We start from the raw sequence: 22,358 nt of genomic DNA, 5'->3' as shown, positions 1-22,358 counted from the left end.
CGGCGTCATGCCCTCGTACCGATTGCCGGGCCTCCCCGAGGATGAGCCGTCACCTGCGATGTACTCCCCTGGGTGGAGACGCCGGTCCCGGTCTCAGGGTCTTCCCCGACGGGACGCCCGGATCATCCCGCTTTCTCCGAGCTCTCCTCCCGCGGAACCGGCTGTTCCACGAGCGCCAGCACCCGGTTCGCCATGAACCGTGCCGTACGTACGAATGTCCCTCCCCCACTGCCTGAAGGGCGTGGGGGGACCCCCACCGCGTGACTTCGCTCACTTCCACGACACCTCGGCGCACCGCCGTCTCCACCCTGCGTCCGGCCCGGCTCGCCACCACCTCTTACGTGCGCGTCGTGTCCCCGGCGTCCACGACTATCTCCACGCGATCACCCTTCACAGGACCAATCCCCCTTCTGCGACGGGTGGTTGGGATCACCAACGGCGCGAAGTCCGCCTCCGCGCGCCCTCCCTGACCACCTTTCAAGTCTCGCACCCACCACTGACAATCCGTCGCTCCGAGAGGGCGCGGCCTCTGCGCGCGGGCGGCCGTGGAAACGTAAGCTGTGGCTCGTCACAGGACCGGGCAGCGGGGATGAACATGGCGATGATGCGCCTGAGGCGCGAGGACCCGCGCGTCGTCGGCTCGTTCAGGCTTCACAGACGGCTCGGCGCGGGCGGGATGGGCGTGGTCTACCTCGGCTCCGACAAGAAGGGGCAGCGGGTCGCGCTCAAGGTCATCCGACCCGACCTGGCGGAGGACCAGGAGTTCCGCTCGCGCTTCGCCCGTGAGGTCTCGGCGGCACGACGGATCCGCGGTGGGTGCACGGCACGGCTCGTGGCGGCCGACCTCGACGCGGACCGGCCCTGGTTCGCGACGCAGTACGTCCCCGGCCCCTCCCTGCACGACAAGGTCGCCGCCGAGGGACCGCTCGGCGCGGCCGATGTCGCCGCCGTCGGTGCCGCCCTGTCGGAGGGACTGGTCGCCGTGCACGAGGCCGGGGTGGTGCACCGGGACCTGAAGCCGTCCAACATCCTGCTGTCCCCGAAGGGGCCGCGGATCATCGACTTCGGCATCGCCTGGGCGACCGGCGCATCGACGCTGACCCATGTCGGCACGGCGGTCGGCTCGCCCGGCTTCCTCGCACCGGAGCAGGTGCGCGGGGCGGCCGTCACACCGGCCACGGACGTCTTCTCGCTGGGCGCCACGCTCGCCTACGCCTCGATGGGCGACTCGCCCTTCGGGCACGGCAGTTCCGAGGTGATGCTGTACCGGGTCGTGCACGAGGAACCGCAGCTGCACGGCGTACCCGACGCGCTGGCCCCGCTCGTCCGGGCCTGCCTCGCGAAGGACCCCGAGGAGCGGCCCAGCACGCTCCAACTCTCCATGCGGCTGAAGGAGATCGCGGCGCGCGAGTCCCAGGACCTCGCCGGTGTGCGTCCGCCCACGCCGCGCGGCGGCGAGGCCGACCGGCCCACCGGCACCTATCCCGAGCGCACCCGGCGTCCGCAGGGGCAGCAGGGCGTGGGGGCTTCCGGAGCGCAGCGGGGCCGCGGGACTCCCCCGCCGCGGGGGTCCTCGCCGGCGGAGGACGGCGGGCAGCCCCGGCGCAGGACCGGTGCGCAGGGCACGGCCGACCCGGTGGGTCGAGCGCCCCGCGGCGCTGCTCCGGCGGGTGGCCGCGGCACTCCGCGCGGCGGCACCCCGTCACGCACCGGAGGTTCCGGGTCCCGGCCCACGCCCACCGGGCGCGACGGGACGCGGTCGGGCAGCGGCAGCCGTCCGGCGCCGCACAGCGGTACCGGGCGTTCCCCGTCCCGGAACACGGGGACCGGGCTGCGGCCCGCCAATCCGCGGCTGCTGCGGCAGCGGCTGTTCGTGTTCGTCGTGGTCACGCTGCTGGTGGCGGTCGGCATCGCGCTGGTGCAGGGCTGCCAGGGCCCGGCGCGCGGGCTCGGCGGTGACGGAGCCGGCGTACGCCAGGAGCACGTGCAGCGGGACCAGACACCGCGGGACTACCAGCCGTAGGGCGGCACCGCAGGTCAGCGGGGCGTCAGAGTCCCGGCAGGATCCGCTCGAAGAACGCGCGGTCTCCCTCGAAGACCGGGTCCAGGGCGAGGAACTCCTCCGGCGTGACCCAGCGGGCCTCGGCGACCTCGGCCGGGTCGGGGACCACCTCGCCGGTGTCCGCGCGGGCGGTCCACCAGTGGAGGCGGAAGCGCCGGTCGTCGGTCTCCGACTCCCACACCTTGGCCAGCGGCACGACGGTGAGGCCGACCTCCTCGCGCACCTCGCGGGCGACGGCCTGCTCCTGCGTCTCCCCCGGTTCGACCTTGCCGCTGAGCGGCTGCCAGTAGCCGGGGCGTGCGACGGCCGGGCCGCGCCGGACCGCGAGCACCCGCTCCCCGCGCAGCAGTACGGCGACGATCGCCTCGCGCTGTTCCACGGACGGCCCTAGTCCTGGGGGCGGCCGGTGGCCACGGCGTAGAAGGCCACGGCGGCCGCCGCGCCCACGTTGAGGGAGTCGACGCCGTGGGACATGGGGATGCGGACCCACTCGTCGGCGGCGACCAGGGCCTGGGTGGACAGGCCGTCGCCCTCGGCGCCGAGCATGAGCGCCACGCGGTCCATGGTGTGCGGGGCGGCCTCGTCGAGGGGCCGGGCCTTCTCGTCCGGAGTGAGGGCGAGGAGGGTGAAGCCCGCCTCGCGGACCGACTCCAGGCCCTTGGGCCAGGTGTCGAGGCGGGCGTACGGCACGGAGAAGACCGCACCCATGGAGACCTTCACGCTGCGGCGGTAGAGGGGGTCCGCGCAGTCCGGGGAGAGCAGGACCGCGTCCATGCCGAGGGCGGCGGCCGAGCGGAAGATCGCGCCGATGTTTGTGTGGTCGTTGACCGACTCCATGATGACGACGCGGCGGGCGCTCCGGAGGAGGTCGGCGGCCGTGGGCAGGGGCTTGCGCTGCATGGAGGCGAGCGCGCCGCGGTGCACGTGGTAGCCGGTGACCTGCTCGGCGAGCTCGGGGCTGACCGCGTAGACGGGCGCCGGGAGTTCGTCGATGACGTCGCGCATGACGTCGACCCACTTGGCCGAGAGCAGCATGGACCGCATCTCGTAACCCGCTTCCTTCGCCCTCCTGATGACCTTCTCGCCCTCGGCGATGAACAGGCCCTCGGCGGGTTCGCGCTTGCGGCGCAGCTCCACGTCGGTCAGGCCGGTGTAGTCGCGCAGACGGGGGTCGTCGGGATCCTCGACGGTGATGAGATCGGCCACAGGGTGATACTGCCTTGTCCTGGGTGCGGTGCCAACGGCTCGGAACGGGTTGTGTTACCCGGGGTTACTCGCGGGGTGCGGTGGCCGTGGGGCCGACCTTCACGACCTCGCCGATGACGATGACCGCCGGGGGCTTCACGTCCTCGGTCCGCACGGTCTCCGCGACCGTCGCCAGGGTCGCGTCGACGCGGCGCTGGCCGGCCGTCGTGCCTTCCTGGACCAGGGCGACGGGTGTGTCCGGGGACTTGCCGTGCGCGATGAGCGTCTCGGCGACCTTCCCGATCGTGGCCACCCCCATGAGGATCACCAGCGTGCCGGTGAGCTTCGCGAGGGACGGCCAGTCGACCAGGGAGCGCTCGTCGTCGGGCGCGATGTGGCCGCTGACCACCGTGAACTCGTGGGCGACGCCCCGGTGGGTGACCGGGATGCCGGCGGCGCCCGGGACCGAGATGGAGCTGGAGATGCCGGGTACGACCGTGCACGGGATGCCGGCCTCGGACAGCGCCTGGACCTCCTCCATGCCGCGCCCGTAGACGAAGGGATCGCCACCCTTGAGCCGTACGACCGACTTGCCCTGCTTCGCGTACTCGATCAGGGCCTCGTTGATGGCCTCCTGGGCCATGAACCGGCCGTACGGCAGCTTCGCCGCGTCGATCACCTCGACGCTCGGCGGGAGTTCGGCGAGGAGGTCGCGCGGGCCGAGGTGGTCGGTGATGACCACGTCGGCCTCGGCGAGCAGGCGACGGCCGCGCACGGTGATCAGGTCCGGGTCGCCGGGGCCGCCGCCGACCAGGGCGACACCGGGTGTGCGGGTGCGGTGGTGCGGGGCGACGAGCGTGCCGTCGCGCAGGCCCTCGACGACCGCGTCGCGGATGGCGGCGGTGTGGCGGGGGTCGCGGCCGCGCGCGTCGGTGGTGAGGACGGCGATCGTGACGCCCTCGCTGTGGCCGGTGGCCGGGGTCCAGGCCGTCGCCTGGTCGGCGTCGTCGGAGCGGACGCACCAGACGCGGTGGCGCTCCGCCTCGGCCGAGGCCCGGGTGTTCGCCTCCGTGTCGCCGGTGGCGATCAAGGCGTACCAGGCGTCCGCGAGGTCGCCTTCCGCGTACGGGCGCTTCTCCCAGGTGATCTCGCCGGCGTCCGCCATCGCCTCGACGGAGGGGGTGGCCTCGGGGGACACGAGGAGGATGTCCGCGCCGGCCGCGATGAGCGCGGGGAGGCGGCGCTGGGCGACCTGGCCGCCGCCGAGGACGACCACGCGGCGGCCGGTGAGGCGGAGGCCTACGGGGTAGGCGGGGTGTTCGGCCATGGGGGTGCGGCTCCTGGTGACGGCGGTGCGGTGGCCCTGACGTGCGGATTTTAATGGGCGGCAGGCATGGCGGCGCGGGTGGTCCGGTAGCTGGGCACCTGGACCGTCCGCCGGCGGCTGGTCCGTGGGAGGCGTGCCGCCGTGCGGCAGGCCTCCCACGGACCACGGCACCTACTTCTCGGTCACGCCCGCCGAGTCGAACGTCGCCACCTCGTGCATCGCCCGCGCCGTGCTCTGGACCAGCGGAAGGGCAAGGAGGGCGCCCGTGCCCTCGCCCAGGCGGAGGTCGAGGTCGACCAGGGGGCGCAGGCCCAGCTTGTTGAGGGCCGCCACGTGGCCCGGCTCCGCGCTGCGGTGGCCCGCGATGCACGCGGCCAGGACCTCCGGAGCGATCGCGCGGGCGACCAGGGCGGCCGCGCCGGCGCTGACGCCGTCGAGGATCACCGGCGTGCGCAGGGACGCGCCGCCGAGGAGGAGGCCGACGATGGCGGCGTGTTCGAAGCCGCCGATCGCGGCGAGCACGCCGATCGGGTCGGCGGGGTCCGGCTGGTGGAGTTCCAGGGCACGGCGGACGACCTCGGTCTTGCGGGCGAGGGTCTCGTCGTTGATGCCCGTGCCCCGGCCCGTGACCTCGGCCGGGTCCGCTCCCGTGAAGACGGAGATCAGCGCGGCGGACGCGGTCGTGTTCCCGATGCCCATCTCACCGGTGAGCAGGGCCTTGTTGCCGGCGGCGACCAGGTCGCGGGCGGTGTCGATGCCGACCTCGATGGCCTGCTTGGCCTCCTCGCGGGTCATCGCGGGGCCGGTCGTCATGTCGGACGTGCCGCCCCGGATCTTGCGGGGCAGCAGGCCCGGCGTGGCCGGGAGGTCGGCGGCGACGCCCACGTCGACGATGCAGACCTCGGCGCCGACCTGGGTGGCGAAGGCGTTGCAGACGGCGCCGCCGCCGAGGAAGTTGGCCACCATCTGGGCCGTGACCTCCTGCGGCCAGGGGGTGACCCCCTGCGCGTGCACGCCGTGGTCGCCGGCGAAGATCGCGACGGCGGCGGGCTCCGGGATGGGCGGCGGGCACTGGCGGGACAGGCCCGACAGCTGGGCGGAGATGATCTCCAGCATGCCCAGGGCACCTGCCGGCTTGGTCATGCGCTTCTGGCGCTCCCACGCCTCGCCGAGCGCCTTGGCGTCCAGCGGGCGGATCTGCGCCACGGTCTCGGCGAGCAGGTCGTGCGGTTCCTCTCCGGGAAGGGCGCGGCGGCCGTACGTCTCCTCGTGCACGACCCAGGACAGCGGGCGGCGCTTCGACCAGCCCGCCTGCAGCAGCTCGGGCTCGTCCGGGAACTCGTCGACGTAACCGACGCACAGGTAGGCGATGACTTCGAGGTGCTCGGGCAGGCCCAGGGCGCGGACCATCTCGCGCTCGTCGAAGAAGCTGACCCAGCCGACGCCGAGTCCTTCGGCGCGCGCGGCGAGCCAGAGGTTCTCCACGGCCAGGGCGGCCGAGTACGGGGCCATCTGGGGCTGGGTGTGGCGGCCGAGGGTGTGGCGGCCGCCGCGGGTCGGGTCGGCGGTGACGACGATGTTCACCGGGGTGTCGAGGATGGCCTCGATCTTCAGTTCCTTGAACTGCTTGGCCCGGCCCTTGGGGAGGGACTTCGCGTACGCGTCGCGCTGGCGCATGGCCAGTTCGTGCATGGCCCGCCGGGTGTCGGCGGAGCGGATGACGACGAAGTCCCAGGGCTGCGAGTGGCCCACGGAGGGCGCGTGGTGGGCGGCCTCCAGGACGCGGAGCAGCACCTCGTGCGGGATGGGGTCGCTGCGGAAACCGTTGCGGATGTCGCGGCGTTCGCGCATGACCTTCAGTACGGCCTCGCGCTCGGCGGGGTCGTAGCCGGGGGCGGCGGGGCCGGAGGACTGTCGTGCTTCTGCCACTGCGGCCGCGCTCTCTCCTCGGTGGTGTTCCTGGTCCGCCAGGTCGTCCTGATCGGCGGCCCGGGTGTCCAGGTCGTCGGCGTTCTGCGCGAGTTCGGCGTCGCCGTCGCGGGGTGCCGGGACGGTGGCGACGGGCGCCGGGGGTTCCGGTGCCCCGGGCTGTGCCGGCTGGGACTGCTGCGGTCCCTGGACCGGGTGGCCGCCGTGTTCCTCCGGGGCCGGGGCGGGGAGTACGACGGTGACGTCCTCGGAGGATGCCGGGGCGGTGTCCGCGGGTGTTTCCGGATCCGCCGGGGAGGGGGCGACGTCGGCGACCTCGGGGGCCGGGGGCACCGGGGCCGCCGGCTCGGGCGCGGGCGACGCCTCGGCGGGTGCCTCGGCGGGAGCGGCGGCGGGTGCCTCGGCGGCCGGGGCGGGTGCGGACTGCTCAGGGGCCTGAGCAGGCGCCGGGGCCTCGGCCGAGGAGTCGGGCGTGGCCGTGTCGACGGCCGGGGCGGGCGCGGCTGCGGCAAGGGGCTCGGCCGGGGCGGTGGTCTCCGGCGCGTCGGCGGGGGCGGCTGCCTCGGCGGGCTCCTGTGCGTCGGTCGTCGTCGGTGCCTCGGCGGGCGGAGCGACGGCTTCCTGGGCGACCGGCTCGGCTGCTGCCGGGGCGACCGCTTCCGGGCCGACGGGCTCGGCTGCCGGGGCGGTGGCGTCAGGGGCGGGTGCTCCGGTGGCGGGCGCTTCCGGAGTGGTTGCCTCCGGGGTGGGTGCTTCGGGGGTGGTTGCTTCGGGGGTGGGCGTGGCGGGCTGCGGAGCCGTCGCCTCGGGGCCCTGCGGGGCTGCCTCCGCATCTGGGGCCGTGGGTGCTTCGGGGGCCTGGGGGGCGGCCTCGCCGCCGGTGGCGTCCGGCTGCTGTGCGGCGGCCTCGGGGGCGGGCATGGGGGCCGCCGGAGCAGCGGTTTCCGGGGCGACCGGGACGACGGCCTCCGGGGCGACGGCTTCGGGGGCTGCTGCTTCGAGGGCTGCTGCCTCGGGGGCTTGGGCGCCCTGGGCGGCAGCCTCCGGGCCCACCGCGTCCGGCGCCTGAACGGCAGCCTGAGGGCTCACCACGTCAGGTGACTCGGCAACGGCGTCTGCAGTCGCCGAGTCAGGTGCCTGGGGGGCAACGTCAGATGCCTGGGCGGCAGCGTCCTGAGCCACCGCCTCCGGTGCGTGCGCGACCGTCTCAGCAGCCGCCGCCTCCTGTGCCTGGGCGACGGTCTCAGCAGCCACCGCCTCAGGCGCCTGCGCGCCGGCCTCAGCAACTACCGCGCCTGGCTGCTGCCCCACGGCCTCGCGGCCACCTGCCGCCTCCCCGGCCCCTGCCTCGGGCGCGGTGGCGACGGCCTGCTCCGGCCCGGTCGCAGCCTCAGGGAACGGGACCGCCTCCGGGGCCGGTGCGGCCTCCGCGGCGGGAGCGGGCGCCACGCCCTGCTCGGCACCGGCGACGGCGGCCTGCTCGGCGCCTTCGGCGGAATCACCGGTGGCACCGGGCCCGGAAGCCTCGGGCGCGGCGGCGGGCTGTCCGGGCTGACCGTCCTGGCCTGCCCCCTCCACAGCCGGACCCGACGCCACAGCGGACGGCGGCACCGCATCCGGAGCGGCAGGGGTCGCGGCCTCAGCGGCAGGGGTCGCCGCCTCAGCGGCAACGGCCCCGGCCTCCGCGGCAGCGACCTGGCCGGAGTCCGGGGCGGCGCCCGCCCCGGCGGGGCCACCCGCGACCGCCTCGCCCGGACCGGCCTCGGCCGCAGCCGACTGGCCCGCGTCCGGAGCGGCGACCACACCGGCGGCATCGCCCTCGACCGCCGTCCCCTCCGTGGGAACGGCCTGCCCCGGCCCGGCGGCAGCCGCCTGGCCTCCGGCGGGCTGGCCCGCGGCCGCCGCGCCCTGCGCGGGCTGCTCGGCGTGAGCCCCCTCCACGGTCTCCTCCACGGCCCCCTGTGCGGCCTCCGTCGCCACCCGGGCCACCACGGCCTGGGCCGCGCCGACCGGCTGGGGTGCCGGAACAACCGTTTCCGCAGGGGCTGCCCCGGCGCTCACCTGGGCGGGGGCCGCGACCTGTGCGCCCCAGGGCGCCGCCGGCGCCGAGGGCGTCTCCGGGGCGCGCGGGACGTCGAGGTACTCGGGGCCGGCCGACGGCGCGGCGGGCTGTCGTACGGGCGCGTCCGCGGGGCCGCGGTCGGCGAGGGAGCGGACCGGGCTGGCGGAGCTGTCGGGCAGGGGCGGGCCGAGGTGCAGCGGCCGGCGCGGGGTGATGGGCGGGATCGGCGGAGGGTCGGGCAGACGGACGCCGCTGAGGTCGACCGAGCCGCTGTCGCGGCCGGAGATCTCGTGCGGGCCCGGCTCGTGGACGGCCTCGACGACCGGTTCCGGCGCGGGCGGGGGAACCTCGTTGCCCCAGGCGCCGTGGGAGCCCGGCAACAGCAGGTCTTCGTCCTCGGCGGTGTTGTCGGAGAGGTAGGCGTACGCGCCCTGCGCGGGGGCGCCCGGCTGATCCACCATGCCTGCGTTCTCCGGCAGTCCCTCGCCCGGGACCTGGCCGGTGTCGGTCATGCGTACCCCTCGCCCATCGGTTAGTGCTCCTACGACCAGCTCACCCGGAACGGCGCACCGACCGCCCCACAGTGAAGAACGAGCGTGCGTCCCCAGCGGCACGAGCGGCCCGCCTCGAAAAGGCGACAAAGCCATTCACTGGCATTGTTGCGGCCGTGGCACCCTCACGGCAGCTTGATCCGCGACGGTTCCGCTGTGGACTGCGCCACGTTGCGCGTCCTCCGGTTCTGCCGTACCACACCCGCCCCAAAACGGGCGGGTTTTCCGGACATTGGCCGACGAACTGCCGGACGTCCGCGTGCGGTGCAGCGATCGGCCAGCCTACCGCGCGCAGTACGACAAACCGATCACGGGGACGGTCGCGGGGTCAGGCGCCGCGCTTCGGCAGGACGCCGCTGAGCAGGAACGCGACGCTCCGTTCCTTCTCCGTCCAGGCCCGGGTGTCGAGTTCGACGGACTGGAGCAGGGCGCACTCGACGCCGTAGCCGTGCTCCGTCAGGTCGCGGCCGATGAGTTCGGCGGCGTCGCGGGTGGCGGCGTGCGTGACGATGCGCTGCGGGCGGCGGTCGGCGACGGCCGAGACGACGGCCGCTCCCCCGCCGGCGACGCGGACGACGTCCGGTTCGGGGAGGTTCTCCAGGACGTGCGGGGCGGTGCCGTGCACGATCTGGAGCTGGACGCCGAGACGGCGGGCGGTGGCGTCGGTGCGGGCGCAGGCGGCCCGGTCGCTGTCGACGGCGATGACGGCGGCGCCGGCGCGGGCGGCCTCGACGGCGAAGGCGCCGCTGCCGCAGCCGATGTCCCACACGAGGTCGCCGACGCGCGGGCCCAGGCGGGCGAGTTGGGAGGCGCGCAGCAGTTGGGTCTCGCCCTCGCCGAGGTCGCCGCCGTACGCCTCGGCGGGCAGGGACCAGCCGCGTGGTCCGGCGGACGGGTCGCGGCCGGCGATCCAGCCGGTCTCCCCCGCCGTGTCCGGCCGGGCGGGACCGCCGAGGACGATGACGACGTTGGGGTCGCGCCAGGTGTGGTCGGCGGCCTTGTCGGAGGTGACGACGCTGACCCGCTCGCGTGCGGTGCCGAGTTCCTCGCAGATGACGAAGGAGCGGTGGACTCCTTCGAGGAGCAGGCCGAGTTCGGCGGGGCCGGCGCCGGGTGAGGTGAGCACCGCCACTTTGGTGTGGGCGCGGCATACGTTCACCGCACGTCGCAGGGTGCGGCGGTGTGCGACGACCACCTGTGCGTCGTCCCAGGGCATGCCGGCCCGGGCGAAGGCGGCGGCGACGGAGGAGACGGCGGGGACGACCTCGACCTCGAGGCCGAACTCGGGGGCGCGCAGGGTCCGTACGACGCCGAAGAAGCCGGGGTCGCCGTCGGCGAGCACGACGGCCGTGCCGCGGTGGGCGGCGATGCGGCGGGCGGCGAGGGCGACGCTGCCGAGGCGGATGCGCTCGGCGCCGGCGGGTACCTCGGGGAGCGCCAGGTGGTGCGCGGCGCCCGCCACGAGCGTGGCGGCGCCGAGGGCGGCGCTCGCCGCGGCGGTCAGCGGCGAACCGTCCCAGCCGATCACCGTGACCCGGTCGGCCATCGTCGTCAGTCTCCAGGGGTTTTCGCAGGTCGTCTGCGTGTCGTTGTGGGGAACCGCCCGCAGGCGGGCTCCGTGAGGGTACTCGGTGGAGGTGTCGGAGGGGGCGCCGGTGTCGTCGTCGCCGTCTTCCTCCGGGTGGTTCCGGTCAGTTCCAGTCGCCGAAGGACGTGAAGCCGCCGGGCAGCTGGTCGCCGACGCCTTCCAGGTCCTCGGGGAGCAGGCTCCAGACGATCAGGTCGGTGCGGACCTCGGTCCACTCGTCGTTGTCCGTCCGGGTCCGCGCTATCCAGGCGCCGCGCAGGACGCCCTCGCTGATACAGCCGATCTTCTGGGCGACCTGCTGGGAGGCGGTGTTGTCGGCCGCGGTGCGCAGTTCGAGGCGCTCGAACTTCTGGTCGTTGAAGAGCCACTGCGCGGTGACGAGCGCCGCCTCGGAGGCGTAGCCCTCGCCGCGGGCCCAGGGGGCGATGACGTAGGAGATCTCGCTGGAGCGGACCCGCCAGTCGGTGTTCTTGAGGTGGACGATGCCGACGAGGCGCTGGGTGAGGAACTCGGTGACGGCGAAGACGATGCCGCGGCCCTCGGCCCGTTCCGCCGGGGCCTGTTCGGTGATCCAGGTGCGGGCGTGGGCCTCGGTGTAGGGGTGCGGGACGGAGGTCCACGCGGTGACGAGCTCGTCGTTCATCATGTCGGCGAACGCCTGGATGTCCGGCTCCTCGAGGGGGCGCAGGACCAACCGCTCCGTGCTGATGGAGATGTTGGGGAAGGTGCTCGTCATGCGCCGCTCCGTAACCTTCGGTGAACCTTCGGGGCCTGCTGAACTGCCCAGCATGCAGCATGAAAGCACTGATCCGCACCACGGGGTCCTCCCCACCGGGTGAGGGAGGACCCCGGCCGTGGCGGGTGCCGGAGGCGGGCTCAGAAGGAGGCGAGCACGGAGCCGGCGTACTTGTCCTGGATGAACTTCTTCACCTCGGGCGAGGTGAGGAGCTTGGCGAGCTTCTTCACGCGCGGGTCGTCCTCGTTGCCCTTCTTCACGGCGAGGAAGTTGCCGTAGGGGTTGTTCTTCGGGGACTCCAGGACGAGGGCGTCCTTGGACGGCTTGAGGTCGGACTCGATGGCGTAGTTGCCGTTGACGACGGCGGCGTCCACGTCGTCGAGGGAGCGCGGCGTCTGGGCCGCCTCCAGCTCCTTGAACTTGAGGTTCTTGGGGTTCTCGGTGATGTCGGACGGGGTCGCCTCGTTGCCGACGCCCGCCTTGAGCGTGATGAGCCCGTTGGCGGCGAGGAGCTTGAGGGCGCGGGCCTCGTTGACGGTGTCGTTGGGGATGGCGACGGTCGCACCGCTCTTCAGGTCGTCGGCCTTCTTGACCTTGTGGGAGTAGAGGCCGAGCGGTTCCAGGTGGACCGTGACGACGGGCACGATGTCGGTGCCGTTCTTCTTGTTGAAGTCGTCGAGGTACGGCTGGTTCTGGAAGTAGTTGGCGCCGACGGAGCCGTCCTGGGTCGCCGTGTTCGGCGTCACGTAGTCGGTGAACTCCTTGACCTGGAGGTCCAGGCCCTCCTTCTTCGCCAGGTGGTCCTTGACGTAGGTGAGGATCTCGGCGTGCGGGACGGGGCTGGCGGCGACGATCAGGGGTCCGTCGGTGCCGGAGCTCCCGGCGCCGCAGGCGCTGAGCCCGAGGGTGAGGGCTCCGGCGGCGAGGACGGCGGTGGTGATCTTGGCGGTGTTACGCACGAAAAGTGCCTTTCCTTATGGCCTTGCGAGTGGTGCGACCCCGTCGTGGGTGAACGGGGGGTTCAGGAGGCGGCTTTGAGCAGCCGCAGTTTCGGGGCGGGTCCCGCGTGGGCGCCGCGGCGGTGCAGGGAGCGGGCCGCGTAGTCGCCGGCGAACTGGATGAGGGAGATGACGACCGCGAGGATCGCGACGGTGATCCACATCAGCCCGGTCTCGAAGCGCTGGTAGCCGTAGCGGATGGCGATGTCGCCGAGGCCGCCGGCGCCGACCGTGCCCGCCATCGCCGAGTAGCCGATGAGGGCGACGATCGTGGTCGTGGTGCTGGAGATCAGCGACGGCAGGGACTCGGGGACGAGCACCTTGCGGACGACGGTCCAGGTGTTGCCGCCCATGGCCTGCACGGCCTCGACGAGCCCGTGGTCCACTTCGCGGACGGCCGTCTCGACCAGCCGTGCGAAGAACGGGATGGCCCCGACGGCGAGCGGCACGATGGCCGCCTGGACGCCGATGGTCGTACCGGTGATGAGGCGGGTGAACCCCATCAGCGCGACCATCAGGATGATGAACGGCAGCGAGCGGGCGATGTTCACGACCTGCCCGATGACCTTGTTGGCGGCGAGGTTCTGCAGCAGGCCGCCACGGTCGGTCAGGACCAGCAGGATGCCGAGCGGGAGTCCGCCGACGACGGCGATGAGTGTGGACCAGCCGACCATGTAGAGCGTGTCCCAACACGCCTGTTCCAGCAGCGGCCGCATCTCGGACCAGGTCACTTGGCACCTTCCTTCACCAGCGCGGACTCATGGCCCGGGACGTCGATCTGCAGGCCCTTCTCGCGCAGGAAGCCGATCGGTACGACGTTGTCCTCGTAGCGGCCGGGCAGTTCGATGCGCATCCGGCCGACCTGGAGGCCGCCGACGGTGTCGATGGCGGCGCCGAGGATCGATATGTCGATGTTGTAGGTGCGGGCGAGCTGCGAGATGACGGGCTGGGTGGCGCTCTCGCCCTGGAAGGTGACGTCGACGACGGTGCGGTCCTCGCCGGAGGCCTCGCCGTCGAGCGGGAACAGCGCGGCGGCCAGCTCCGAGCCGGGGGTGGCGAGGAGCTCGCTGACCGTGCCCGACTCGACGATGCGGCCGTTCTCCATGAGCGCGGCCGAGTCGCAGACCGACTTCACGACGTCCATCTCGTGCGTGATGAGCAGCACGGTCAGACCGAGCTGCCGGTTCAGGTCGCGCAGCAGCGCCAGGATCGAGCGCGTGGTCTCGGGGTCGAGGGCGCTGGTGGCCTCGTCGGACAGCAGCACCTTGGGGTCGCCGGCGAGGGCGCGGGCGATGCCGACGCGCTGCTTCTGGCCGCCGGAGAGCTGCGCCGGGTAGGCCCCCGCCTTGTCGGCGAGGCCGACCAGGTCGAGCAGTTCGAGGGCCTTGCGGGAGCGCTCCTGCCCGGACTTGCCGAGGATCTCCAGCGGGAGTTCGACGTTGTCCTGGACGGTGCGGGAGGACAGCAGGTTGAAGTGCTGGAAGACCATGCCGATCCGGCTGCGCGCCCGACGCAGTTCCTTTCCGGCGCGCGGGCCACGGCCGGCCAGGGCGGTGAGGTCCTGCCCGGCGACGGTCACGGTGCCGGAGGTGGGGCGTTCCAGCAGGTTGACGCAGCGGATGAGCGAGGACTTGCCGGCGCCGGACTGGCCGATGACGCCGTACACCTCGCCTTCGCGGACGTGCAGGTCGACGCCGTCCAGGGCGGTGACCTCGCGGCCGCGTGCACGGTAGACCTTGGTGAGGCCCGTTGTGGTGATCACGTGGGTTTCCGTCACTGTCGAGTGCGCGGGCGTGGGTGTGCCCGGACACAGGGGCATTCGTTCAGGGACGCGACACGGTTCTCGCTGGGCGGGGAACCGGGGAGAACATGTGCGCGGGCGGCGTGTGTCACGCAGCGCTCAGGGCGTGCGGACAGGCCGCGGTCTCGCTTCGGGGCGCGAGCTCAGGGGGTGGTGCGGGGGCCCTCTAGAAGGCGCACATTCGACACATACAACGAGCACCGGGCGTCAGGGTCGCCTCGGTCGCGGGGATGCGGTCGCTCGTCGTGGTCATGCCGTCAGTAAAACATGCGTACGGTCCTGACAAGCCGCCGCTGTCCGGATGCTGGACAGCGGTGGACAAGGGCCGGGACGCGTCAGCCGCGGAGGGAGATCTCCACGCCCTGCTCGGTGACCAGTGCGGACAGGGCCGACAGGTCGTCGACGACCAGGTCGGCGTGGAGCTCGTGGGCCTGGTGGGTTGTGGTCAACGCCACGGTGGTCATACCGGCGGCGCGGCCGGCCGCGAGGCCCGCGGGGGCGTCCTCGAAGACCACGCAGCGGGCGGGGTCGACGCCGAGGGTGCGGGCGGCGAGCAGGTAGGGCTCGGGGTCGGGCTTGCCACGGGTGATGTCGTCGGCGGCGACGAGCGTCTTGGGGAGGATGCCGACGGCGTCGAGGCGGGCCTCGGCGAGCCGCCGGGTGGCGGAGGTGACGACGGCCCAGCGTTCGGCCGGAAGGGAGTCGAGGAAGGCGCGGGTGCCCGGCAGCAGGTGCACACCGCCGTTCGGGACGTCCTCCACCTCCAGATCCTCGATCCGTGCGACGGCCTCCGGCACGACGTGGGCAGGCAGCAGGTCGGCGGCTATCTCGGCGGCCGGCCGGCCGTGCAGCTCGACCCGGGCGAACTCCTCGGCCGTGATCCCGTACTCCGTGGCCCACCGCGTCCAGCAGCGGTCCACCGAGGCGAGGGAGGAGACGAGGGTTCCGTCGTTGTCGAACAGCAGGGCCTGCGCGTGGATCTTCATGCTCTCGACCCTACGGTGCAGGCCAGGGGCGGCGGCATCGGGCCTTTTCGGCCGTAATAAGGTCGCAGCATGCTTGATGCCCTGACGCTGGTGACCGGCGTCGCCGCGCTGCTGCTCGCCGCCTGGTGCGGCTGGGCGGCCTACCGTGACCAGCCGACGAAGGACTGGCACTTCATCGGGATGGCCGTGGTCACGCTGCTGACGCTGATCCAGCTGGTGGTGGGGATCGTGCTGCTGGCGCGGGGCGAGGAGCCGGAGCAGGGCACGACGATCTTCGTGGCGTATCTGCTGGGCTCGTTCGCCTGTGTCCCGGCGGCCGGGTTCATGTCGCTGGCCGAGCGGACCCGGTGGGGCTCGGTGACGGTCGCCGCGGGCGGTGTGGTGCTGGCGGTGCTGGAGGTGCGGCTCTATGACATCTGGGGAGGCTGAGGTGGGCCGCCGGCGGCTGACCAGCGGGCCGGGCACGCTGCTGGTGTGGCTGTACGGCGTGATGGTGGTCGGGGCGGTGTCGCGTTCCGCGTATCAGATCGCCACGGAGTTCGACCGGGCGCCGCTCGCGTACTCGCTGTCGGCTGTCGCCGGTGTCGTGTACGGGTTCATCACGTACTCGTTGGTGCGGGGCGGGGAGACGGCGCGGAGGATCGCCCTGGGCTGCTGTGTCGCCGAGTTGGTGGGTGTGCTGACGGTGGGGACGTGGACGTTGATCGAGCCGTCGGCGTTTCCGGACGCGACCGTGTGGTCGGACTTCGGGATGGGGTATGTGTTCATCCCGGTTCTGCTGCCCTTGTCGGCCATTTACTGGCTCAGGGCTTCGCGTTCGCGGGACGGGGATGCCGCCTGAGGTGACCAGGCGGCCGCGGGCCGTGCGTGGTTGTTCGCGCCCACGCGGCGGAGCCGCACATCGACACATCCCCGCGCCCCTGAAGGGCGAAGATCAAGCCGTCGCCGCGTAGGTACCCGCCGGCTTCTCCAGGACGATCATCGGTATGCCGTCCGCGCCCTGGGACGTGCCCACCGTCTCGTAGCCGACCTTGCGGTAGAGGCGGAGGTTGCCCTCGCTGCGGTGGCCCGTGTGGAGGCGGAAGCGGGTCGCGCCGTGCTGGTCGGCCAGGGCCGATTCGGCGGCCCGGAGGAGACGGGCGCCGATGCCGTGGCCCTGGAGGCGGGGGTGGACGCAGAGCTTGCCGATCGCGGCCGCGCCGTCCTCGGTGACCGAGCCGCGGACCGAGCCGACGACCTCCTCGCCGAGCCGGGCCACGAAGACGCAGTCCCGGGCGACTTCCTCGCGGACCGAGTCGAGGGTTTGGACGAGCGGGTCGATGCGGTAGTTCCCGTACAGCGCCGCCTCCGTCTGGAAGCACAGGTACTGCAGCCTGAAAATCTGCTCGGCGTCCTGCTCGGTCGCCGCAGAGATGGTCACGCTCATGCCCATGTGCGCACGCCTCCCGCTCATCTGATCACCTGTCGTTCCTCACTCCTATCCCCGTCCTCAGCGGGCCGCAACCTCCGGTGAGAGCAATCTGCGCAGACATCCCAGGCATCTGGAACGTTCCGGACCAAGACTCCCCTGTGAGATACCCAACTCCCCTGCGATTTCGCGGTAGGTCAGGTCCTCGGGCGAGAGCAGGGCCTCCATGAGCCGGGGACAGCGGCCGGGAAGGCGGCGCACGGCCTCGCGCAGGGCACGGCCGCGGGCGGCGGCGAGGGCGAGCCGCTCGGGCTCCCGGTCCGGGTCGTCGGCCGGTTCGACGGCGTACGGCCGTTCGAGTCGGCTTGTGCGGCGGCTGCGGCGCGCCTCGGAGCGGACGGCCCGGCGGAGCCATTCCTGGGGGTCCCGCGGCGGCCCCTCGGCGTCGAGACGCTCCAGCAGGCGGAGCCAGACCGCCTGCTCCAGGTCCCCCGGCTCGGCTCCGGCGGCATACGCCTCCGCGGAGGCCTCGGCGGTGAGCAGCGGGCGCAGGGAGGTGACCAGGTCGTGCGTCATATGCGGAGCGACGCCGCCGCCCGGGCTGCGGGTTGCCCGGGCGGCCGAAGCTCACTCGACCGGAGGGTGTGAGCTCACGTGTTGACGCTCGGTCGTGGCGGGGCTCAGTCGGCGAGGAAGGCCTCCCGGGCCAGCAGGCCCGTGTCGGGCTGGTCGGTGAAGACGCCGTCGATACCCGTCGCGAAGTACGCCCGGTACGCGCCGAAGACGTCGCCGTAGGCGTCCGCGTCCGTGCCCTTGCGGAAGTTCGCGGGCAGGAAGGGGTTCTCGTTGCGCAGGGTCCACGGGTGCAGGATCAGGCCCACCTTGTGCGCGTCCGAGACGAGCGTGGTCGGCCGGGTCAGGTTGCCCTGGGCGTCCCGTGGGATGACCAGGTCGAGCGTCGGGCCGATGCCCTGCGCGTAGGAGGCGATCTCCCGCAGGCCGGCCGGCTTGATCAGGTCCGCGACCGTGCGCGGGTCGCCGGTCTCGACGAAGTCCCAGGGGCGGGAGTCCGCCGACGACAGCAGGACGACCAGCGGGTTGTCCACGAGCTTGTTCAGGCGCTCGATGCTGGTCGGCTCGAAGGACTGGAGGATGACCGGGGAGGTCCGCCGGTCCCTGCGGTACTTGCGCAGCAGCTTGGCGACGCGCTCCTCCAGCGGGAGGCCCTGCTTGCGGAAGTAGGTGGGGTGCTTGAGTTCGGGGTAGATCCACACCTGCTTGCCGCGCTTGCGGGTCTGCTCGTCCTGCCACTTCAGGACCTCTTCGAAGGTGGGGATCTCCCAGCGGCCGTCGTAGAGGGTGTTGTGGGGGCGGTTGGCCGGGATGCGCTCGATGGCGCGCAGGGTCTTCAGCTCGGCGAGCGTGAAGTCCTCGGTGAACCAGCCGGTGGTGGAGACGCCGTCGAGCAGCTTGGTCTTCTTGCGGTCGGCGAACTCGGGGTGGTCGGCCACGTCGGTGGTGCCGCCGATCTCCGGTTCGTGGCGGCAGACCAGGTGCCCGTCCTTCGTCGGCACGAGGTCTCCCGCCTCGACGATGTCGGCGCCCATGTCGAGGGCCAGCTGGTAGGAGCCGAGGGTGTGCTCCGGCCGGTAGCCGCTGGCCCCGCGGTGGCCGACGATCGTCGGCTTGGGCAGGCTCTTCACACCACCACCGTGCCGGGGCGCGTCGGCTCTGGCCGTGCCGGTCACGCCGAGGACCGCTCCGCCGGCGCCCAGCACCGCCGCGCCGAGCAGGGCCCGCCGTCCGGTCCGGCTCGTTTCCTCGTTCGACTCCTGCGTTCCCATGAGCGCCCTCCCTGCCGTCGTCAGTGCGCGCCGATCGTAGGGGCGCGTACATGACGGGTGGGAGACCCCGGGCGGAACACGCGGGTGACGTGGGATGTCGTAGTGGCGGAAGGGGGTGGCGAACTGACGGTTCGTCCACTCCTGTTCGATTCGGTGGGGCTGTTCGGGGAACGCGTCCGGTGCGGGGAGGCGATGTCCGTCACATCATGGCGGGCGTGTTACACACCGTCGGTGACACACCACCGCAGGTAAACACGCGTCAACAGTGCGTAAGGCCTCGGTGAAGTCGCCGTGCCCGATGTGCGCGACCCCCGCGCCCGCGAGTATCGTCCTCACCTGCACAGACTCATACAGCATCCCTTGACACCGGAGGGTCCGTTGTCCCGCTTCGCGCTCATCAAGGCAGTGCTCGGCCCGATCATGCGCCTGATGTTCCGCCCACAGGTGGAGGGTGCGGAGCACATCCCCGGCCGGGGCCCGGTCATCCTGGCCGGGAACCACCTGACGTTCATCGACTCGATGATCCTGCCGCTGGTCTGCGACCGGCAGGTCTTCTTCATCGGCAAGGACGAGTACGTGACCGGGAAGGGGCTGAAGGGCCGGCTGATGGCCTGGTTCTTCACCGGTGTCGGCATGATCCCGGTGGACCGCGACGGCGGCCGGGGCGGTGTCGCCGCGCTGATGACCGGGCGGCGGGTGCTGGAGGAGGGCCGCGTGTTCGGGATCTACCCGGAGGGGACGCGGTCGCCCGACGGGCGGCTGTACCGGGGCCGGACGGGTATCGCCCGGCTGACGCTGATGACGGGTGCGCCGGTGGTGCCGTTCGCCATGATCGGAACGGACAAGCTCCAGCCGGGCGGCGCGGGTCTGCCCCGCCCGGGCAAGGTCACCGTGCGGTTCGGCGAGGCCATGGAGTTCTCCCGGTACGAGGGGATGGACCGCGACCGCTATGTGCTGCGGGCCGTGACGGACTCGGTGATGGCCGAGGTCATGCGGCTGTCCGGGCAGGAGTACGTGGACATGTACGCGAGCAAGGCGAAGGAAGCGGCGTAGGTTTCCGCGCTAGAGGGGCGCGTCCTCCGGCGGGTCTCCGTTCGTCCGGCCGGTTCCCCGGGCCGGGAGCCACAGCACGAACGTCGAGCCCTCCCCCACCTTGGAGAACAGGCGCACCTGGCCGCCGTGGGACTCCACGATCTGACGGACGATCGCGAGGCCGAGACCGGCGTGACGGTCTCGGCCTCTGCTGTTGCCCTCGGCCCGCCAGAAGCGGTCGAAGACCCGCGCGCGGTCGTCGTCGCCGATGCCCGGGCCCTCGTCCCGTACGGCCGTCCAGAGCCAGGAGCCCTCCCGCCCCGCCGCGACCGTGATGCGGGAGCCGGGCGGGGCCAGACGTACCGCGTTCGACAGCAGGTTGCCGACCGCCCTGCGCAGGGCGTCGTGGTCGCCGATGACCGTGAGGCCGGTGGTGAGGCTGCGGTGCAGGGCCAGGCCCCGTTCGGCGGCCAGGGGCGCGAACTCCTCGCAGGCCTCGGCGGCTGCCGAGGCCAGGTCGACGTCCGCGTCGGCCAGGGCGGGGGCGCTGCGCCGGGCCGTGGCGAGGAGGTCCTCGACCAGGCGGGTCATGCGGGTGGTGGCCCGGTCGACGCTGCGGGCGGCGATGCGGCGGTCCTCCTCGTCCGAGTCCTCCGCCGTGAGGACGGCGTCGACGTTGGCGCGGATGATCGCCAGGGGGCTGCGCAGCTCGTGGGAGGCGTCGTCGATGAGCTGGCGTTGGGCGCGGAAGGCCTCGTCCAGGCGGTCGAGCATGGAGTCGACGGTGTCGGCGAGGTCACGCAGTTCGTCCCGGGGGCCGGTGAGGCGGATGCGCTGGGAGAGGTCGGTGACCTGGATGTCGGCGGCCGTGCGGGAGATGGCGCGGACGGGGCGCAGGGCGCGGCCGGCGAGGATCCAGCCGATGACGGGGCTGGCGACGGCGAGGGCGCCGAAGACGAGGAAGGAGAAGTTGCGGAGGTTGCCGAGGGTCTCGTAGGTGACGGCCGCCTCGACCTCCTGGAGCTTCACGGCGTCGAACTCGCCCATGTAGACGCCGTTGACGTACTTCTCGGCCCGGAACTGCTTGCTGACCGGGCGGGCCTCGCTGCGCTCGACGGCGAAGTAGGTGGCGCCCAGGACGAGGGCGGTGAGCAGGAAGAGCAGGCCGGAGTAGAGGACCGTGAGGCGGAAGCGGATGGTGTGGGTGAAGGCGGGCAGCCGGATCCGGGCCCGCAGCGGTCGGAGCATCGTCGTCACGGCGTCTCCTTGAGGCGGTAGCCCTGCCGTATCACCGTCTCGATGAGCGGCTCGCCCTCGCCGGTGACCTTGCGGCGCAGGGAGCCGACGGTGACGCGGACGGTGTTCGTGAACGGGTCGGCGTGCTCGTCCCAGACGTGTTCGAGCAGTTCCTCGGCCGGGACGACGCGTCCGGGGCGGGTCATCAGGTAGTGCAGGACGCCGAACTCCTTGGGCGTGAGGGGAAGCCGCCGCTCCCCTCGGTACGCCTCGAAGCGAGCGGTGTCCAGGCGGAGCTCGCCGACCTCGACCACGGAGGTGCCGCCGTCCTCCCGGCGCAGCAGGGCGCGGATGCGGGCGAGGAGCTCGGGCAGCGCGAAGGGTTTCACGAGGTAGTCGTCGGCGCCCTCGTCGAGGCCGCGGACCCGGTCGGCGAGGCGGTCGCGGGCGGTGAGCATCAGGATGCGGGGGCCGCCGGGGGTGGCGCGGATGGCGCGGCAGACCGAGAAGCCGTCGCCGTCGGGCAGGTTGAGGTCCAGCAGGACCAGGTCGTAGTCGTTCACGGCGAGCTTCTCGGTCGCGGTGTCGACGTCCGGGGCGACGTCGACCGCGTAGCCGGCCCTGATCAGGCCCACCTTCAGGGCGACGACGAGGTCCTCCTCGTCCTCGACGACCAGCAGTCGCATGGGCGCGGCCCCCTTCAGCCACCGTCGATGATGGTCCGGGCGGACTCCACCGCGTCGCCCACGGGGATCGCGAAGCCGATGCCGATGGAACCGCCTCTGTCCTGGTCCAACGTCGCGATGGCCGTGTTGATGCCGATGACCCGGCCCTCGTCGTCGACCAGGGGCCCGCCGGAGTTGCCCGGGTTGATCGAGGCGTCGGTCTGCAGCGCCCGCCGCGGCCCTCCCCTGCTCCCCTCGCCGAGCCGGACGGAGCGGTCCAGGGCGCTGACGATGCCCGAGGTGACGGTGCCGCTCAGGCCCAGCGGGGAGCCGATGGCCAGGACGGGGTCGCCGACGGCCGGGCGGGCGCCGGTGGCGAGCCGGGCGGCGCGCAGGCCGCGGGACGTCTCCGGTTCCAGTACGGCGACATCGTGGTCGGGGTCGTCGCCGATGACCTCGGCGCTGAGCCGGCGGCCGTCCTGGAGCTCCACGGACACGCGTGAACTGCCCTGCACCACATGGGCGTTGGTGAGGATGCGGCCCCGGTCGTCGAAGACGAACCCGGAGCCCTGCCCCCGGTCCGTCCGGACGGAGACCACGCTGGGCAGCACCCGGGCGGCGACGGCCTGGAGATCGCCCGGGCCGCGGGCGGCCGGTGCGGAGGCGGGAGCGGGGTCCTCGTCGCCGAGCGTCCCGGCGGCGTACCCGGCGAGGCCGCCCGCGAGGACGGCGGCCAGGACGGCGGTGGCGAGAGGGCGGCGGGTCGGGTGCGGGGGCGGAGGTTGGGGCTGAGGCGTGGACGGGGGGTGGGACGTGGCGTGGGAGGGCGGTGGGGCCGCTGGGGCCGGTGGTCCGGGCGGCTCGGTGCGGGGGCGGGGGCGGCCCGGGAAGAACGACGGGCCCCGGGGCTCCCCCAGTCCGGTGCGGGGATGAGGGTCGCGCACGGTC

Annotated in this window: 20 protein-coding genes and 1 pseudogene; 4 read left to right on the top strand and 17 right to left on the bottom strand. The window is 73.0% G+C overall.

Annotation, left to right across the window (positions count from 1 at the left end):
- Nucleotides 1–122 precede the first annotated feature (122 nt).
- Nucleotides 123–334, bottom strand: a pseudogene (locus ACSUPV_RS33385) (hypothetical protein).
- A gap of 255 nt (nt 335–589) precedes the next feature.
- On the opposite strand from ACSUPV_RS33385, the gene ACSUPV_RS33380 reads away from it, so the two are divergent.
- Nucleotides 590–2,023: a serine/threonine-protein kinase gene (locus ACSUPV_RS33380; protein ID WP_382616883.1), complete on the top strand. Its 1,434-nt coding sequence runs from the start codon at nt 590–592 to the stop codon at nt 2,021–2,023.
- A 25-nt stretch (nt 2,024–2,048) separates the two neighbouring features.
- Here ACSUPV_RS33380 and ACSUPV_RS33375 read toward each other — a convergent pair whose 3' ends face one another.
- The 10 genes from ACSUPV_RS33375 to ACSUPV_RS33330 form a co-directional block, all read right to left on the bottom strand.
- Nucleotides 2,049–2,441 carry an NUDIX domain-containing protein gene (locus ACSUPV_RS33375; protein WP_031114760.1) on the bottom strand — a complete coding sequence of 131 codons (393 nt, stop codon included), beginning with the start codon at nt 2,439–2,441 and terminating at the stop codon, nt 2,049–2,051.
- 8 nt (nt 2,442–2,449) lie between these two features.
- On the bottom strand, nt 2,450–3,268 hold the full coding sequence (locus ACSUPV_RS33370) for a TrmH family RNA methyltransferase (protein ID WP_382616880.1): 819 nt from the start codon (nt 3,266–3,268) through the stop codon (nt 2,450–2,452).
- Between the two features lie 64 nt (nt 3,269–3,332).
- The gene (gene cobA / locus ACSUPV_RS33365) at nt 3,333–4,574 is read right to left on the bottom strand and encodes a uroporphyrinogen-III C-methyltransferase (RefSeq protein ID WP_031114757.1); all 1,242 of its coding nucleotides are present in this window, start codon (nt 4,572–4,574) and stop codon (nt 3,333–3,335) included.
- 171 nt (nt 4,575–4,745) lie between these two features.
- On the bottom strand, nt 4,746–9,077 hold the full coding sequence (gene cobT / locus ACSUPV_RS33360; RefSeq protein WP_436949120.1) for a nicotinate-nucleotide--dimethylbenzimidazole phosphoribosyltransferase: 4,332 nt from the start codon (nt 9,075–9,077) through the stop codon (nt 4,746–4,748).
- A 367-nt stretch (nt 9,078–9,444) separates the two neighbouring features.
- On the bottom strand, nt 9,445–10,662 hold the full coding sequence (gene cbiE / locus ACSUPV_RS33355; RefSeq protein WP_359785644.1) for a precorrin-6y C5,15-methyltransferase (decarboxylating) subunit CbiE: 1,218 nt from the start codon (nt 10,660–10,662) through the stop codon (nt 9,445–9,447).
- A 145-nt stretch (nt 10,663–10,807) separates the two neighbouring features.
- The gene (locus ACSUPV_RS33350; protein ID WP_037760645.1) at nt 10,808–11,440 is read right to left on the bottom strand and encodes a GNAT family N-acetyltransferase; all 633 of its coding nucleotides are present in this window, start codon (nt 11,438–11,440) and stop codon (nt 10,808–10,810) included.
- 140 nt (nt 11,441–11,580) lie between these two features.
- Nucleotides 11,581–12,399, bottom strand: coding sequence for a MetQ/NlpA family ABC transporter substrate-binding protein (locus ACSUPV_RS33345; protein ID WP_436949119.1), 819 nt, complete (start codon nt 12,397–12,399; stop codon nt 11,581–11,583).
- A gap of 62 nt (nt 12,400–12,461) precedes the next feature.
- Nucleotides 12,462–13,169: a methionine ABC transporter permease gene (locus ACSUPV_RS33340; RefSeq protein ID WP_031114747.1), complete on the bottom strand. Its 708-nt coding sequence runs from the start codon at nt 13,167–13,169 to the stop codon at nt 12,462–12,464.
- Nucleotides 13,166–14,200, bottom strand: coding sequence for a methionine ABC transporter ATP-binding protein (locus ACSUPV_RS33335; protein WP_037760639.1), 1,035 nt, complete (start codon nt 14,198–14,200; stop codon nt 13,166–13,168). Before ACSUPV_RS33335 ends, ACSUPV_RS33340 begins: the two co-directional genes overlap by 4 nt.
- Before the next feature lie 374 nt (nt 14,201–14,574).
- Nucleotides 14,575–15,225 (bottom strand): HAD-IA family hydrolase, encoded by a 651-nt coding sequence (locus ACSUPV_RS33330; protein WP_359785649.1) that lies wholly within the window; start codon nt 15,223–15,225, stop codon nt 14,575–14,577.
- Nucleotides 15,226–15,294: 69 nt separating this feature from the next.
- Here ACSUPV_RS33330 and ACSUPV_RS33325 point away from each other — a divergent pair, with 69 nt between their 5' ends.
- Together ACSUPV_RS33325 and ACSUPV_RS33320 are read left to right on the top strand one after the other, a co-directional pair.
- A complete protein-coding gene (locus ACSUPV_RS33325; protein ID WP_031114743.1) occupies nt 15,295–15,654 on the top strand; it encodes a hypothetical protein in 360 nt (119 codons plus the stop codon).
- On the top strand, nt 15,635–16,066 hold the full coding sequence (locus ACSUPV_RS33320; protein WP_037760634.1) for a hypothetical protein: 432 nt from the start codon (nt 15,635–15,637) through the stop codon (nt 16,064–16,066). The genes ACSUPV_RS33325 and ACSUPV_RS33320 overlap by 20 nt, the downstream gene beginning before the upstream one ends.
- A 93-nt stretch (nt 16,067–16,159) precedes the next feature.
- Here ACSUPV_RS33320 and ACSUPV_RS33315 read toward each other — a convergent pair whose 3' ends face one another.
- From ACSUPV_RS33315 to ACSUPV_RS33305, 3 genes are all read right to left on the bottom strand, one after another.
- Nucleotides 16,160–16,657, bottom strand: a complete 498-nt coding sequence (locus tag ACSUPV_RS33315) for a GNAT family N-acetyltransferase (protein ID WP_031114741.1) — start codon at nt 16,655–16,657, stop codon at nt 16,160–16,162.
- A gap of 57 nt (nt 16,658–16,714) precedes the next feature.
- On the bottom strand, nt 16,715–17,209 hold the full coding sequence (locus ACSUPV_RS33310; RefSeq protein ID WP_037760631.1) for an RNA polymerase sigma factor: 495 nt from the start codon (nt 17,207–17,209) through the stop codon (nt 16,715–16,717).
- 104 nt (nt 17,210–17,313) lie between these two features.
- Nucleotides 17,314–18,477, bottom strand: a complete 1,164-nt coding sequence (locus ACSUPV_RS33305; RefSeq protein ID WP_037760629.1) for a glycerophosphodiester phosphodiesterase — start codon at nt 18,475–18,477, stop codon at nt 17,314–17,316.
- Nucleotides 18,478–18,855: 378 nt separating this feature from the next.
- Here ACSUPV_RS33305 and ACSUPV_RS33300 point away from each other — a divergent pair, with 378 nt between their 5' ends.
- Nucleotides 18,856–19,530: a lysophospholipid acyltransferase family protein gene (locus ACSUPV_RS33300; protein WP_031114736.1), complete on the top strand. Its 675-nt coding sequence runs from the start codon at nt 18,856–18,858 to the stop codon at nt 19,528–19,530.
- Nucleotides 19,531–19,539: 9 nt separating this feature from the next.
- On the opposite strand, the gene ACSUPV_RS33295 is transcribed toward ACSUPV_RS33300, so the two are convergent.
- From ACSUPV_RS33295 to ACSUPV_RS33285, 3 genes are read right to left on the bottom strand one after another with little or no spacing between them, the layout of a single operon-like run.
- Nucleotides 19,540–20,757, bottom strand: a complete 1,218-nt coding sequence (locus tag ACSUPV_RS33295) for a sensor histidine kinase (RefSeq protein ID WP_436949965.1) — start codon at nt 20,755–20,757, stop codon at nt 19,540–19,542.
- A 5-nt stretch (nt 20,758–20,762) separates the two neighbouring features.
- Nucleotides 20,763–21,431, bottom strand: coding sequence for a response regulator transcription factor (locus tag ACSUPV_RS33290; protein WP_031114734.1), 669 nt, complete (start codon nt 21,429–21,431; stop codon nt 20,763–20,765).
- 14 nt (nt 21,432–21,445) lie between these two features.
- Nucleotides 21,446–22,354, bottom strand: coding sequence for a S1C family serine protease (locus tag ACSUPV_RS33285; RefSeq protein WP_359785656.1), 909 nt, complete (start codon nt 22,352–22,354; stop codon nt 21,446–21,448).
- Between the last annotated feature and the right edge of the window lie 4 nt (nt 22,355–22,358).

It is taken from the genome of Streptomyces sp. SudanB52_2052, from assembly GCF_964272415.1.
Lineage (GTDB): Bacteria > Actinomycetota > Actinomycetes > Streptomycetales > Streptomycetaceae > Streptomyces > Streptomyces olindensis.
Note: the sequence above shows the minus strand (reverse complement) of the source record. Positions and strands in the feature narration are given on the sequence as shown.

What these genes read in the sequence shown, in the direction of transcription:
- ACSUPV_RS33380 (WP_382616883.1), top strand. Translation starts at nt 590, where the DNA reads ATGAACATGGCGATGATGCGCCTGAGGCGCGAGGACCCGCGCGTCGTC.
- cobA (WP_031114757.1), bottom strand. Translation starts at nt 4,574, where the DNA reads ATGGCCGAACACCCCGCCTACCCCGTAGGCCTCCGCCTCACCGGCCGC.
- cobT (WP_436949120.1), bottom strand. Translation starts at nt 9,077, where the DNA reads ATGACCGACACCGGCCAGGTCCCGGGCGAGGGACTGCCGGAGAACGCA.
- cbiE (WP_359785644.1), bottom strand. Translation starts at nt 10,662, where the DNA reads ATGGCCGACCGGGTCACGGTGATCGGCTGGGACGGTTCGCCGCTGACC.
- ACSUPV_RS33350 (WP_037760645.1), bottom strand. Translation starts at nt 11,440, where the DNA reads ATGACGAGCACCTTCCCCAACATCTCCATCAGCACGGAGCGGTTGGTC.
- ACSUPV_RS33330 (WP_359785649.1), bottom strand. Translation starts at nt 15,225, where the DNA reads ATGAAGATCCACGCGCAGGCCCTGCTGTTCGACAACGACGGAACCCTC.
- ACSUPV_RS33325 (WP_031114743.1), top strand. Translation starts at nt 15,295, where the DNA reads ATGCTTGATGCCCTGACGCTGGTGACCGGCGTCGCCGCGCTGCTGCTC.
- ACSUPV_RS33320 (WP_037760634.1), top strand. Translation starts at nt 15,635, where the DNA reads ATGACATCTGGGGAGGCTGAGGTGGGCCGCCGGCGGCTGACCAGCGGG.
- ACSUPV_RS33315 (WP_031114741.1), bottom strand. Translation starts at nt 16,657, where the DNA reads ATGGGCATGAGCGTGACCATCTCTGCGGCGACCGAGCAGGACGCCGAG.
- ACSUPV_RS33310 (WP_037760631.1), bottom strand. Translation starts at nt 17,209, where the DNA reads ATGACGCACGACCTGGTCACCTCCCTGCGCCCGCTGCTCACCGCCGAG.
- ACSUPV_RS33305 (WP_037760629.1), bottom strand. Translation starts at nt 18,477, where the DNA reads ATGGGAACGCAGGAGTCGAACGAGGAAACGAGCCGGACCGGACGGCGG.
- ACSUPV_RS33295 (WP_436949965.1), bottom strand. Translation starts at nt 20,757, where the DNA reads ATGCTCCGACCGCTGCGGGCCCGGATCCGGCTGCCCGCCTTCACCCAC.
- ACSUPV_RS33290 (WP_031114734.1), bottom strand. Translation starts at nt 21,431, where the DNA reads ATGCGACTGCTGGTCGTCGAGGACGAGGAGGACCTCGTCGTCGCCCTG.